Here is a 13,192-nt window from a genome sequence, read left to right as displayed (position 1 = left end):
GCGAAGAGGCCAGCTCATTCAACATCCATATTGACTGACCCACCGCTTTCGCGAGCAAGCCCGCTCCCACAAGGGGTTTTGGATTGCTGCGTCTGACGCACTTATAACCTGCCAACAAGTCAATTTTCGTAACGCCCAACCCTCCATAAAATGCCCCGGTATTCCCCTCCCGGAGCTTGCAGTACATGACTTCCCTCACGGCCCCGGCCCCTCTCGGCGTAGCCAGCCCTGCCGCCGCTGCGCCACCGGTCTTCGGTCTGCGGATCATCATCGGTCTGGTAGGCGTGTTGCTGGCGGTGCTGGTGTCCGGCCTGAACGAGATGGTGACCAAAGTCGCCCTGGCCGACATTCGCGGCGCGTTGGCCATCGGTTACGACGAAGGTACGTGGCTGGTCGCCAGTTACACCGCGACCTCGGTGGCCGCCATGGCGTTCGCGCCGTGGTGCTCGGTGACGTTCTCGCTGCGGCGTTTCACCCTCTATGCCATCGGCGTTTTCACGCTACTGGGCGTGTTGTGCCCGTTTGCCCCGAACTACGAAAGCCTGTTGCTGATGCGCATCGTGCAAGGCCTGGCGGGTGGGGCGTTGCCGCCGATGCTGATGACTGTCGCCCTGCGTTTCCTGCCGGCCAACGTCAAGCTTTATGGCCTGGCCGGATATGCCCTGACCGCAACCTTCGGCCCTGGTCTCGGTACGCCGTTGGCCGGGTTATGGACCGAGTACGTCGGCTGGCAATGGACCTTCTGGCAGATCATCGTGCCGTGCCTGATTGCCATGGCGGCGGTGGCTTACGGTTTGCCCCAGGACCCGCTGCGTCTTGAGCGTCTCAAGCAGTTCAACTGGCGCGGTTTGCTCCTGGGTTTTCCGGCGATTTGCATGCTGGTGATCGGCATTCTGCAGGGCAATCGGCTGGACTGGTTTGAATCGAGCCTCATCTGCTTTTTGCTCGGTGGCGGGTTGCTGTTGCTGGTGCTGTTTTTGATCAACGAATGGTCGCAGCCGATTCCGTTCTTCAAGTTGCAGATGCTCGGGATTCGAAACCTGTCGTTCGCCTTGATGACCCTCGCCGGCGTGTTGGTGGTGCTGTTGGCAGTGGTGATCATTCCGTCCAGCTACCTGGCGCAAGTCCAGGGTTATCGGCCGATCCAGACCGCGCCGATCATGCTGCTCGCGGCGTTGCCGCAATTGATCGCGCTGCCGTTGGTGGCGGCGTTGTGCAACTTTCGTTGGGTCGATTGTCGCTGGGTGCTGGGGATTGGCCTGAGCATGCTGGCGTTGTCCTGCCTCGGCGGCTCGCAACTGACGTCGGCATGGATTCGCGACGATTTCTACGTGCTGCAACTGCTGCAAATCTTCGGTCAGCCCATGGCGGTGTTGCCGCTGTTGATGCTCGCCACCGGCAGCATCACGCCGATGGAAGGGCCGTTCGCCTCGGCGTGGTTCAACACGGTGAAAGGCCTGTCCGCAGTGGTCGCCACCGGCGTGCTGGATGCATTGACCACTGCACGCCTGCATTTCCACTCGACCATGTTGGTGGACAACCTCGGCAACTCGCCCCTGGCCGATAGCGACAGCGCCGGCCTTGCCCATCGACTGCATGAGCAAGCCGTGGTGCTGACGGCTTCTGATCTTTATCTGTGCATGGCGGGCGTCGCTGCGGCGCTGATCCTGCTGATTTTCTGGCTGCCGACGCGGATGTATCCACCGCGGGCACCGACTTGAACGCTTCACTGAACCAGAAGGTTTTTATGACGACTTTTACCAAGCAAAAAGTGGCTGTCGGCGTCGCCGCAGCGATCGCGGTCGGCGTGCTGATTTATCTGGTCGCGCCAGGCCTGTTCGGCAAACGCACGCAACAGAGCACCAACGACGCCTTTATCTCGGCGGATTTCACCCTGGTCGTGCCACGGGTTGCCGGGTTTATCAAAGAGGTGTTGGTGGAGGACAACCAGCAGGTCAAGGCCGGGCAACTGCTGGCGTTGATCGATGATCGCGACCTGCGCGCCGCTGCCCAGGCTGCCGATGCCGAAACCCTGGTGGCCAGGGCGCAGCTGCAAAACGCCCGTGCGACTCTTGAGCGCCAGGCGTCTGTGATCGCCCAGGCCCAGGCCACCGTGGTCTCGGCCAAGGCTGAAATGGCCTTCGCCGAGCATGAATTGAACCGCTACGACCACCTCGCGGGTGTCGGTGCCGGTACGGTGCAGAACGCGCAACAGGCGCGAACCCGCATCGATCAGGCGACCGCTCGATTGGCCAACGCCACGGCGGTGCTGGCGGCGGAACGCAAGCAGGTGGACATTCTCACCGCCCAGCGCGATGCCGCCGAAGGTGGGCTGAAACGCGCGCAAGCGGCGCTGGAGATTGCCAGTTACGAGCTGTCCTACACGCGGATCGTCGCGCCGCAGGACGGCATGGTCGGTGAGCGGGCGGTGCGGGTGGGCGCTTATGTCACGCCGGGGAGCAAGATTCTGGCTGTGGTGCCGTTGGCCCAGGCTTTTGTGGTCGCCAATTTCCAGGAGACTCAACTGAGGGATGTGCAGCAGGGGCAGGACGTGCAGGTGCGTGTCGACAGCCTTGGCGGCGAGGTGTTGAGCGGTCGCGTCGAAAGCATCGCACCGGCCACCGGGGTGACCTTTGCCTCGGTTAAACCGGACAACGCCACGGGCAACTTCACCAAAGTGGTGCAGCGGATTCCGGTGAAGATTGTGCTGGATCCGGGACAGCCGTTGGCTGAGCGGTTGCGGGTGGGGATGTCGGTGGATGCGCGGATTGATACCGCCAGCGTGGATAAGCATGAGGTGGTTCAACGATGAAGATTTTTGTTGATCTGTCTGGCGCCTTCGCGAGCAAGCCCGCTCCCACAGGGGACCGCATTTCAATGTGGGAGCGGGCTTGCTCGCGAAGAGGCCAGTGGCCGCAACTGAGTTTCTGCGCCTTGCTCGTCATGGGGATGTCCGCTTGCACCGTCGGCCCAGACTTCCACAAACCCCAGCCGCAACAAATCACCGACTGGTCAAAACCAGCCAAAGCTGCGCAAAGCCAAGCAACGACACAGACGATGGACGAACGCTGGTGGGAAGTTTTTCACGACCCAAAACTCTCAGCTCTGAGCCAACGTGCCCTGACCGATAACCTCGACCTGAAACTCGCCAGCAGCCGCTTGCAGCAAAGTCGCGCCGCACGTCAGGTGATCACCGCTGACCGCTACCCGACGACCGCCGCCACGGGCAGCTATGGACGCGAACGCAACAGTGGCGAAGGCCTGAGCGATCCCTCGGGCAAAAATGGCCGCTCGGCCTTCAATCTCTGGGACGCCGGTTTCTCCGCGTCCTGGGAACTGGACTTCTGGGGCCGCGTGCGCCGCGAAACCGAAGCCGCCGATGCGACCCTTGAAGGCGCCGAAAACGATCGTCGTGGCGTGCTGCTGTCGGTATTGGCCGAAACCGCTCAGGACTACATCCAGTTACGCGGCGTGCAGAACACTCGGGCCGTCACCGAGCAGAACCTCGACGTCGCCCGCCATAGCCTGAAGCTCTCGCAACTACGTCTGGCAGACGGCGTTGCCACGGATCTGGACGTCGCCGAAGCCGCCGCGCAAGTGGCTGCCATCGAATCGCGCCTGCCGGCGTTGGAGCAGCGTCAGTCGCAACTGATCAATGCCCTGAGCCTGTTGATGGGCGAGCGGCCGCAAGCGCTGCTAGCCGAGTTATCCACAGACGCCCCGGTGCCACAGACCCCGCGCCAAGTCGCGATCGGCCTGCCGTCGCAATTGGCCGAACGCCGCCCCGACATCCGTCAGGCCGAAGCCCGCCTGCATGCCGCGACGGCCAGCATCGGCGTGGCCAAGGGCGATTTTTATCCGCGAATCACCCTGTCCGGCAACATCGGTTCCCAAGCCATGCAACTGAGCGATTTTGGCTCCTGGGGCTCGCGCTCGTTTGGCATCGGCCCGCAATTCAGCCTGCCGCTGTTCGACGGCGGCCGCCTGCGCGGCATGCTCAACCTGCGCGAAGCCCAGCAACAGGAAGCCGCCATTGCCTACCAACAAACCGTGCTGCGTGCCTGGCATGAGATCGACGACCAACTGACCGCCTACAACGCCAGCCAACTTCGCCGCGACAGCCTCGCCGAAGCCGTGCGCCAGAACCAGATCGCCCTGCGCACCGCGCAACAGCAATACGTCGAAGGCGTGGTGGATTTCGTCAACGTACTGACCGTGCAGGGCGAGTTGCTGGCGACTCAGCAGCAATGGGTCGAGAGCTCGACGGGCGTGTCGTTGGCGATGGTGGGGTTGTACAAGGCGTTGGGTGGGGGATGGGAGTCGGTTTATCCGGTAGCGGAGACTGCGCAGCGTTAGTCAGTTCGCAAAAATTGAAAAACCGGCCGAAGCCGGTTTTTGCGCCCCTAACGGCCAGCCGAACTTAATCGCTGCGTACAAGGGTGGGTAAAGATTAATGTGATCCAGTCATACCAACAATGGACTGCATTCCGAGCAGTCCGTAGGACGCTTCCTGGCAGCTTGTAAGTAAATAAACACCGGTCGCTTATCGCTCTCTTTCAGCAATGATGGCTATTCGCTTGACGCAAACCCCCGCTGTCGTAGACTCCGACCATCCGTCAGGGAGTCACGGTTATGCAGCGTCTTGGAAGTTGGGTTATAGGATTAGCCTTTGTATCGTGTGCAGTACAGGCGCAAACCCCTGCGCCAGACGATCCGCTGCTGGAAAACAATTCCGCCGGTGGCGCTGCCCAGGCCAGCAGCGAGGCTCGTGGTGTGCTGCGGGCTCGGGACCAGGCGGTGCTCGCCAGCGAATTACCGGGGCGGGTTGTCGAGTTGCCGTTCAGCGAGGGTGAGTCGTTCAAGAAGGGCGATACCCTGGCCAAGTTCGATTGTTCGGGGTTTCAAGCTCAGCTCAATGCGGCCCAGGCCGCCAGCCGTGGGGCCAGTGAAGAACTGGCGCACAACAGGCAACTGGCGGCGTTGAATTCGGTCGGGCGTTTTGAAGTGGCGCGGGCCGAGGCCAAGGTCAGCGAAACCCAGGCGCAATCCCAGGTCTATCAGGTGCAGGTCAAGCGCTGCAGCGTGCTGGCGCCGTTTGACGGTCAGGTCGTCGAACGTAAGGTCCAGCGCTATGAAAGTGTGGCTGCCGGTGCGCCGTTGCTGGATGTGGTCGATAACCGCACCCTGGAAATTCATCTGCTGATTCCGTCGCGCTGGATGGGCAAGCTCAAACCCGGCCAGACCTTCAGTTTTGTTCCCGATGAGACCGGTCAGCCGCTGGATGCCACGGTCAAGCGCCTCGGTGCGCGGATCGATGAAGGCAGCCAGACCTTGTTGCTGGTGGCGACACTGCCTAATGCTACCGGCCTGTTGGCCGGCATGAGCGGAACGGCGCGCTTCGCGGAGCTTAAGTGAACGCCCCGCTGCCGGGCGGCGCTGAACAGGTGTTCGCCCGCTTTCTCGACCTCGAACGCCTGACCCGTGCGGCTCGCACCCCGGCGCAACTGGCCTACAGCCTGGTCAATGACAGCCAGGCACTGTTCGGCTTTCGCCATGCGGCGTTGTTGATTGCCGGCAAGGTGCAAGCCGTGACCGGCGTGAGCGCGGTGGACCCGAATGCACCGTTTGTGGCGTTCGTCGAGCACGCGGTGGCGCAGTTGTTCAAGCTCGACGTCCTGAAGCAGGCGCGAGTGATCCCGCATGATGTGCTTAGCGAGTCGATCCGCGCGGATTGGCAAAGCCTTTCCGCCGCACAGGTGTTCTGGTTGCCGCTGGTGGATCATCAAGGCGAAGTCTTTGGTGGTTTGTGGCTGGCCCGGGACAATCCCTGGAATCCTTCCGAACAAGTTTTGCTCTCGCAACTCGACGATACCTACAGCCATGCCTGGCTGGCGCTGCAACCGCGAAAACCGTGGCGACTGCGCTGGACCCGTAAGCGTCAGGTGCTGCTGGTGGCAGCGGCACTGATCGCGCTTTTGATCCCGGTGCGCCAATCGGTGCTGGCGCCCGCCGAAGTGGTACCGCTGGGTGGCCGAGTGGTCGCCGCACCGCTGGACGGGGTGATTTCAGAGTTCCTGGTTAAACCCAATCAAACGGTGAAAACCGGCGACCTGCTGCTGCGCTTCGAAAACACCACCCTCACGGCCCAGGCCGATGTGTCCCAGCGCGCCTTGGGCGTGGCCGAGGCCGAACTCAAGGCCAATTCCCAGCGCTCCTTCGCCGACGCTGAATCCAGCTCGAAAATCGATTTGCTGGCGGCACGGGTCGAACAGAAACGCGCCGAACGGGATTACGCCCGCGAGCTGCTCAAACGCAGCGAAGTGCGCGCCGAGCGGGACGGCATCGCGGTGTTTGCCGACGCCGAACGCTGGACCGGCAAACCGGTGCAGACCGGCGAGCGGCTGATGGAAATCGCCGATCCTAACCAGGCCGAATTACGCATCGAACTGGCGGTCGGTGATGCGATTGCCCTGGAACCGGGCGCGCAGGTTTCACTGTTTCTCGACAGCGATCCGTTGCAACGGCACCAGGCCAAACTCGAACGCTCGGCCTACGAAGCGCAGCCCACCGCCGGTGGACAATTGGCTTACCGACTGGACGCGAATTTCGATGCGGCGCCCCCGCGTATCGGCTTGCGCGGCACCGCGAAAATTTTCGGCGACCGCGCGCCGCTGGCGTTATACCTGTTGCGCCGACCGCTGGCCGGGTTGCGTCAAAGCGTGGGCCTGTAGATGAGCCTGCCGAGCCTGCGGGCAGACCTGCAACTGTCGGCGGCGGCTCCAGCTCTCGACGGCTCGCCGCGCTGGACCTTGGCTGACCCGGTACGCGGTCGCTATTTCAAACTCGGCGCGGCGGCCATGCGTCTGTTGCGCCACTGGTCTCTGGGCGACCCCGAAAAGGTCTTGCAAGCGGCGAACCGCGAGCCGGGTTTGCCACTGGACGGTGCCGAGCTTGATCAACTGCTGAATTTCCTGCGCGGCCATGACCTGATCACCGCCCTCGACCCGCAACAGCGCGCCAGTTACAGCCTTAAAGCCGCCGCCCAGCGCCAGTCGTTGTGGCAGATCCTGTTGCATCAATACCTGTTTTTCCGCATTCCGCTGTGGCGCCCGGACGCGTTTCTTAATCGCGCCTGGCCTTGGCTGGAGCGTTTCGGTCCGCGGGCATTGCGCTATGGGTTGCCGGCCACCCTGGGCCTCGGGGTGTTTCTGGTGTCCCGGGACTGGCAGCGCTTTATCGCGACCTTCCCACACTTGTTCAGCCTCGGCGGCGCGCTGGCGTTCGGCGTGGCGCTATTTTTCGCCAAGCTGTGCCACGAATTCGGCCATGCCTTCATGGCCAAGCGCGCTGGTTGCCGGGTGCAAAGCATGGGTGTGGCGTTCATGGTGATGCTGCCGATGTTCTACACCGACGTCAGTGACGCCTGGCGGGTCAATGATCGGCGTGCACGCTTGCTGATCGGTGCCGGCGGCGTGTTGGCGGAACTGCTGCTGGCCAGCATCGCTTTGCTGGCCTGGTCGTTTCTACCCGATGGTCCCGGACGCACGGCGGCATTCATGCTCGCCAGTGCGACCTGGATCACCACACTGGTGATCAACCTCAACCCTTTCATGCGTTTCGATGGTTACTTTTTGCTCAGCGATTTCTGGGAAGTCGACAACCTTCAGGGCCGGGCCTTCGCCTTGTGCCGCTGGCGATTGCGTGAAGCCTTGTTTGGCTATGGTGCGCCGGCACCGGAGCCTTGGTCGCCGTCGATGCAACGGCGTTTGCTGATCTGGGGTTACGGCTCGTGGCTGTGGCGCGCGGTGCTGTTTTTCGGGATTGCGCTGGCGGTGTATCACCTGTTCTTCAAGCTGTTGGGCATCTTCTTGATGATGGTGGAACTGGTGTGGTTCATCTTCCTGCCGATCGTGCGCGAATGGCGCGAGTGGTGGACCCGTCGCGATCAGGCCCACGCACCGCGGGTGTTGCTGAGTACCTTGGGGCTGGTGGCGATTGTCTTGCTGCTGGCCGTGCCGTGGCGCAGTGCGGTGGAGTTGCCATCGATGCTGGAGGCGGGCCGCGTGAGCACGTTGCATGCGCCGGTGGCGGCGCGGGTCAAACAGGTAAATGTCAGCGATGGTCAATTAGTGGCCCAAGGTGACGTTTTGATTGAGCTGGAATCGCCCGATCTCGATTCGCGCCAGGCCATCGTCCGGCGGGAAATCCAGATCCAGCAATTGCAGATGCGCCGTCAGGCCAGCCGCAGTGAAACCGTTGCTGATGCCGGGATTGTCGAGCAGCGTCTGGCCGAGGCCGTGGCCGAATACCGTGGTTTGGCGGCGCAACGAGAGCGCTTGCTGATTCGGGCACCGCAGGCCGGAAAGGTGCGGGACCTGTTGCCGCAATTGATCGCGGGCCGTTGGCTGTCGCCTAAAGACGCCTTGGCCCGGGTAGTCGAAGAAGGCGCGCGATTGCGTGGCTATCTGGCCGAGGCGGAATTGTGGCGGGTCGCCCCCGGTGCCAAAGGGCGTTTTATCGCCGAGGACCCGATGCACCCGGCTGTCGCCGTGCAATTGAGTGAAATCGATGCCAACGGTGCCGGCTTCATCGATCTGGAAGCCCTGACGTCCGATCACCACGGCCCCATCGCTGTTCGTCGCGATCAAAACCAGCGACCGGAGCCGGTCCAGGCGCAATACGCGGTACGCCTGACGACGCTGGAAAACATCGCGACGCCCATGCAGCCGTTACGTGGTGTGGTGGTCGTGCAAGGCCACAGTGAGTCATTGCTGGGAACGGCCTGGCGCCGAATGGCGGCGCTGGGTGTGAGGGAGAGTGGTTTTTAGCGCAGGGAGAGATCGCAATGCTGAATAACAATTCCAATGACGTGGGTGATCTGGTGGTGCGTCCGTCCGGTGCCACCGACGGGCCGTTTTTGCACAACCTTTACCACGCCGCGCGGCCCGATCTGCAATGGATCGATGGCGAGCAAGAGCTGGTGGAAGAAGTGATCGCCCAGCAATTCAAAGTGCAAGAGCAGGGCACCGGGGAGTCTTATCCCAATGCCATGCACTTTGTGGTGGAAAAACTCGGCACGCCGATTGGCGCGCTTACCGCCGATTTCGGCACCAACGAAATTCGCGTGCTGTACCTGGCGTTTATTCCAGCGGCGCGGGGCAAGGGCTATGGCCGCACGGTGTTGCAAGGTGTACAGAAAGCCGCCGAGCAGGTGCGTTGCCCGGTGGCAACGGTGGTTTGGGCCAACAATCCCCATGCGCGTCGGCATTATCTGGCGCTGGGGTTTCAGGTCGAGGAAAGCAACGTGGCGGCCGAGCGGCTGGTCTGGTATCCGGGCCAGCCGCAGTCGGCGGTAGTCAGTTGACGGTGATATCGAAGTAGGTGTGGTTGGCGTCGCGCCCCAGCTCCGGAGTGCGAGAGACCACAATGCCTTCGATCCGGCCCAGCTCCGGCAGCTCGATGGCGCAGGGCCCGTCAATGAAGGTGGTCTGCGCCGGGCTGCTCAGTTCCACCCCAAACGGCATGCGCCCGGTGGCGGACATGCGTGCATTAGGCTTATCCACCACGGACACGATCACTACGGGTATCTCGCTGCCATCGCTGAGGTAAAGCGGCTTGGAAGTGCCGAGCAACTGGCGGAAATGGTCGCCGGTAATCTGATCAAGCATGAATCTGCTCCCTGAAAAAATGGAGGGTCGGGGCCATCGGCCCCGACACCAAGGTCAGTTGCGTGAAGGGAAAAGACCCTGCAGGGCCACACAGAAGTTCAACACCAGGACCGGGTTGATAATGCCCAGTGGCGTGCCGCTGCCGATGGTCTGCGCGGTGGCGGTCACGTTGACGGTGCCGCCTACGGTGCTGTTGACACCCTTGAGCGCTATCGGGTTGGCGCCCTGCGCGGTCGAGAAGATCGCGGCGGAGGTTGGCCCCGACGCGATAGAGGCGCCAATGTAGGCATTGTCATTCGACGGCGCGGTGGTAGGAGTGCTGGCGACGCTGGCCAGGTTGACCGTGGTGGCGGCGGTCAGGGCCGAGGTCGCGGTGGCCGTGATGACTGGGGCATGGGGTGGCAGGTTGGTCAGCAGCACACTGGTATTTTCGGTGCCAATGACTTCACCGATGACCCGGTTCGTCAGATTGACGCCTTGTCCCTGGTGCATGGGCAGGCGCCCGCACAGGTTGGGCAGCATGAAGGTTTGCGAGCCATTGCCGCCATAGGTTATCCCTAGCAAGGCAAACAACGCGTTGTACTGGTTGACTGGCAGCGTCTGCCCGTTAGCTTGCATCCAGCCGCTGGGAGCATACGAGAAGCCAAAGGGAAGAATGGTTCCGAGAAAAACGTCCATAGTTTTTTTTATCCATGTGGTTTTTTGGAGGGTGCCGTACTGGCCCGACGCTACTGCCTGGGCCAGTACTCAGCGTAGACGCTGGTGCAAATGTCGCCGGATTGCGTTCTTGCGAAGATGGGGGCAGCATCGAACGACAACTCCTGAGCGTGCTCTAAGTGATTGGGATTTTTTCGAGCGGGAGGGTGAGATTGATGGAGTACCGCAGGGAAACAGAACTTGCCGGCAAGCCTGACGGGCGTCCCGGACGCACTCGGGCCACGGCGTTCTCGCCTCTGCCGCAATGGCTGGCTGACTACGGGTTCTGGCTGATTCTGTTGTTGGCCGCGTTGGTGCGTTTTTACGACCTCACGGCAGCCGCTATTTGGGGCGACGAAGGTTCAAGCCTGTTGATGAGCCAGTACTCGCTGGGCGAGATCTGGTTTCACGCCGCCCATGACGTGCATCCGCCACTGTATTTCATGGTGTTGCATGGCTGGATCGAATGGTTCGGTGACGGCATTTTCTCTATCCGCAGCTTAAGCGCGTTGCCTGGTATCGCTACCGTAGCGCTGGGCGTCTGGCTGGTCCGGTTGATCGCCAATCCCCGTGCCGCCTTACTCGCCGGTTTGTTGCTGGCACTGTTGCCCACGGCGGTTCGCTACAGCCAGGAAGTGCGGATGTATTCGCTGCTTGGGCTGTGGTTGCTCGGCGCGACGATTGCGTTGGTGTACTGGGTCAAGCAACCCCGGCGCACGCGTTATCTGGCGATCTACGCGTTGCTGATGACCGCGGGGTTCTACACCCACTACTTCACGGCCCTGTGCGTGATCGCCCATTGGACTTATCTGTTGGTCCTGCGCCTGCATCCAGCCCATCCGATGAAACTCATCACTCGCCCGGCCTGGTGGCTGACCAACGTTGCGATTGTGGTGCTGTTCCTCCCCTGGCTGCCTGGCCTGGTCGATCTGGTTCAGCACCTGGATCAGCTCAAGGCCAACGGTGATGTGGGCTGGGAGATGCCCGTTACCTTGGGCTCGTTGCCATCGATGGTCTGGGATTACCTGATCCAGGACGATGGCGATGCCTTGCCGTGGCCAATCTTCATTGCCCTGCCACTGCTGTTGCTGGTGGTGATCGGGGTGACGGTTGTGCGAGATCGCAGCCTCTTTCGCTGGAGTGCCTTGCTTGCCATCTACACCGTGCTGCCGCTGCTGACGGTGTACGGCGTGTCGTTTATTTCGCCGGTGTTTATCGAACGCTACCTGACCGCTTTTGCGCTGGGCTTGCCGCTGATCATGGCGCTGGCCATCGACCGGTTGTGGGACGGCTTTCGCGTGCTGGCGCTGGCATTGCTGGTGCTGCTGGTCGGCACCGAGCTAGTGGGCCTGAAAACCAACGCCACGGTCGATGTGAACGACCAGACCAGTGTGATGGTGGAGTTCGTCAATCAGCATTACGTCGATGGCGACCAGATCGTTATCAGCGACTTGCTCTGGTACATGCCCTATGTCTATTACAACCGCACCGACGCCGCTCCGTTGCTCTATACGCCGCCACTGGCCAATGGTGCTTCCAGCCGTCCGAATGCCTACGGGTTCGGCACACTCGTTGATGACAACGCCGAAAAAATCTACCTCGACCACCTCAGTGAACTGCCGCCAGGGACGGGGCGTGTGTGGTTGATCAGTACCGCCGACCAGCCAGATGAATTCGCCCCGTTACCCGCAGGCTGGCAAAAAGTCAGTGAAATGGCCGCAGGCAATAACCGTGCGCGGTTGTTTTTGATGGCAACCGGCAAGCGCTGAGCGGACCTCGCACCCCTGACCGTGGATTGCAGAATCCGCTTAAACGTTTCAACACATCTGGTTCAATGCTTTGAGAGGAGCTCAGTAGTTTTTAGCTTCGAATTGATATCAAAACACCACTAGTTGAACCGTGATCCATGAACTACGCTCTGTCCTACAAAAGGACTTAGTTTAGGGTGAAGGGATTGCAGCAGTTCCACTTTATCTCCGGTTTGCCACGCTCAGGGTCGACCCTGCTGGCCGCCATATTGCTGCAAAACCCGCGCTTTCATGCCGGCATGAGCAGCCCCGTTGGCACCCTCTTTACCAGCGTCCTGGAACAATGCAGCGCCGGCAGCGAGTTCGGCGCGGTGATCGACAAACCTATGCGTCGCCGTCTGCTGCGCGGGTTGTTTGACTCCTACTACGCCGACCAGGCCGACAAGCCCGTCATCTTCGATACCAACCGCCAATGGTGCTCGCGTCTGCCTGCGCTGCAGGACTTGTTTCCCAAGGCCAAAACCATTGCCTGTGTGCGCAACGTCGCCTGGGTGATGGACAGCCTCGAGCGCCTTTACCGCGCCAACCCGTTCGAGAACACCAAGCTGTTCAACGACGAAGTCGAGCGCAACACCGTCTACAGCCGTTGTGAAACCCTGGCCCAGCGCAATCGCCTGGTGGGTTTTGCCTGGACGGCGCTCAAAGAAGCTTATTACGGTGAAAACGCCGACTCGTTGCTGATTGTCGATTACGACCTGCTCAGCCAGGCGCCGGAGCGAGTATTGCGGCTGGTGTACGAATTTATCGGCGAGCCGTGGTTCGAGCATGACTTCAACAACCTCGTCTACGACGCGCCGGAGTTTGACCAGGCGCTGGGTGTTTCGGGGTTGCATCGGGTCAAACGCCAAGTGGCGCTGGAATCACGGCGCACGATCCTGCCGCCGGACCTGTTCGACAAATATGCAGAACTGTCTTTTTGGCACGATGGGTCCTCCAGCGCCGCCAATGTCATTCGTATGAAATCCGACGCCGCGATCAATTAATTGATCGCGGCTTTTTCTTGGCCGTCATAAAAGTTCG

The 13,192-nt window shown here is 61.3% G+C and carries 11 protein-coding genes; 9 read left to right on the top strand and 2 right to left on the bottom strand.

Annotated features, from left to right (window positions below; all coding sequences use genetic code 11):
• Nucleotides 1-185: 185 nt before the first annotated feature.
• The 7 genes from ACWIKB_RS28345 to ACWIKB_RS28315 all read left to right on the top strand — a co-directional run bounded on the left by ACWIKB_RS28345 (nt 186) and on the right by ACWIKB_RS28315 (nt 9,364).
• Nucleotides 186-1,721 carry an MFS transporter gene (locus ACWIKB_RS28345; protein ID WP_475270808.1) on the top strand — a complete coding sequence of 512 codons (1,536 nt, stop codon included), beginning with the start codon at nt 186-188 and terminating at the stop codon, nt 1,719-1,721.
• 26 nt (nt 1,722-1,747) lie between these two features.
• A complete protein-coding gene (locus tag ACWIKB_RS28340; protein WP_475270807.1) occupies nt 1,748-2,812 on the top strand; it encodes an HlyD family secretion protein in 1,065 nt (354 codons plus the stop codon).
• On the top strand, nt 2,809-4,356 hold the full coding sequence (locus tag ACWIKB_RS28335) for an efflux transporter outer membrane subunit (RefSeq protein ID WP_475270806.1): 1,548 nt from the start codon (nt 2,809-2,811) through the stop codon (nt 4,354-4,356). Before ACWIKB_RS28340 ends, ACWIKB_RS28335 begins: the two co-directional genes overlap by 4 nt.
• A gap of 276 nt (nt 4,357-4,632) precedes the next feature.
• Complete coding sequence (locus ACWIKB_RS28330; protein ID WP_475270805.1) at nt 4,633-5,415, top strand: efflux RND transporter periplasmic adaptor subunit; 783 nt, start codon at nt 4,633-4,635, stop codon at nt 5,413-5,415.
• The gene (locus tag ACWIKB_RS28325; RefSeq protein ID WP_475270804.1) at nt 5,412-6,731 is read left to right on the top strand and encodes an efflux RND transporter periplasmic adaptor subunit; all 1,320 of its coding nucleotides are present in this window, start codon (nt 5,412-5,414) and stop codon (nt 6,729-6,731) included. Before ACWIKB_RS28330 ends, ACWIKB_RS28325 begins: the two co-directional genes overlap by 4 nt.
• Nucleotides 6,732-8,828, top strand: coding sequence for an efflux RND transporter periplasmic adaptor subunit (locus ACWIKB_RS28320; protein WP_475270803.1), 2,097 nt, complete (start codon nt 6,732-6,734; stop codon nt 8,826-8,828).
• 17 nt (nt 8,829-8,845) lie between these two features.
• Nucleotides 8,846-9,364: a GNAT family N-acetyltransferase gene (locus tag ACWIKB_RS28315; protein ID WP_475270801.1), complete on the top strand. Its 519-nt coding sequence runs from the start codon at nt 8,846-8,848 to the stop codon at nt 9,362-9,364.
• Here ACWIKB_RS28315 and ACWIKB_RS28310 read toward each other — a convergent pair.
• Both ACWIKB_RS28310 and ACWIKB_RS28305 read right to left on the bottom strand, forming a co-directional pair.
• On the bottom strand, nt 9,357-9,668 hold the full coding sequence (locus tag ACWIKB_RS28310) for a hypothetical protein (RefSeq protein WP_475270799.1): 312 nt from the start codon (nt 9,666-9,668) through the stop codon (nt 9,357-9,359). The genes ACWIKB_RS28315 and ACWIKB_RS28310 overlap by 8 nt on opposite strands.
• A 54-nt stretch (nt 9,669-9,722) precedes the next feature.
• Nucleotides 9,723-10,346, bottom strand: coding sequence for a phage tail protein (locus ACWIKB_RS28305; RefSeq protein WP_475270797.1), 624 nt, complete (start codon nt 10,344-10,346; stop codon nt 9,723-9,725).
• Nucleotides 10,347-10,540: 194 nt separating this feature from the next.
• Here ACWIKB_RS28305 and ACWIKB_RS28300 point away from each other — a divergent pair, with 194 nt between their 5' ends.
• Together ACWIKB_RS28300 and ACWIKB_RS28295 are read left to right on the top strand one after the other, a co-directional pair.
• Nucleotides 10,541-12,133 (top strand): glycosyltransferase family 39 protein, encoded by a 1,593-nt coding sequence (locus tag ACWIKB_RS28300; RefSeq protein WP_475270796.1) that lies wholly within the window; start codon nt 10,541-10,543, stop codon nt 12,131-12,133.
• A gap of 176 nt (nt 12,134-12,309) precedes the next feature.
• Nucleotides 12,310-13,155 (top strand): sulfotransferase family protein, encoded by an 846-nt coding sequence (locus ACWIKB_RS28295; RefSeq protein ID WP_475270795.1) that lies wholly within the window; start codon nt 12,310-12,312, stop codon nt 13,153-13,155.
• Nucleotides 13,156-13,192 lie beyond the last annotated feature (37 nt).

The organism is Pseudomonas sp. 5Vm1k, from assembly GCF_056161485.1.
The sequence above is the reverse complement of the archived record's forward strand: the minus strand, read 5'-3'. Positions and strand labels throughout refer to the sequence as shown.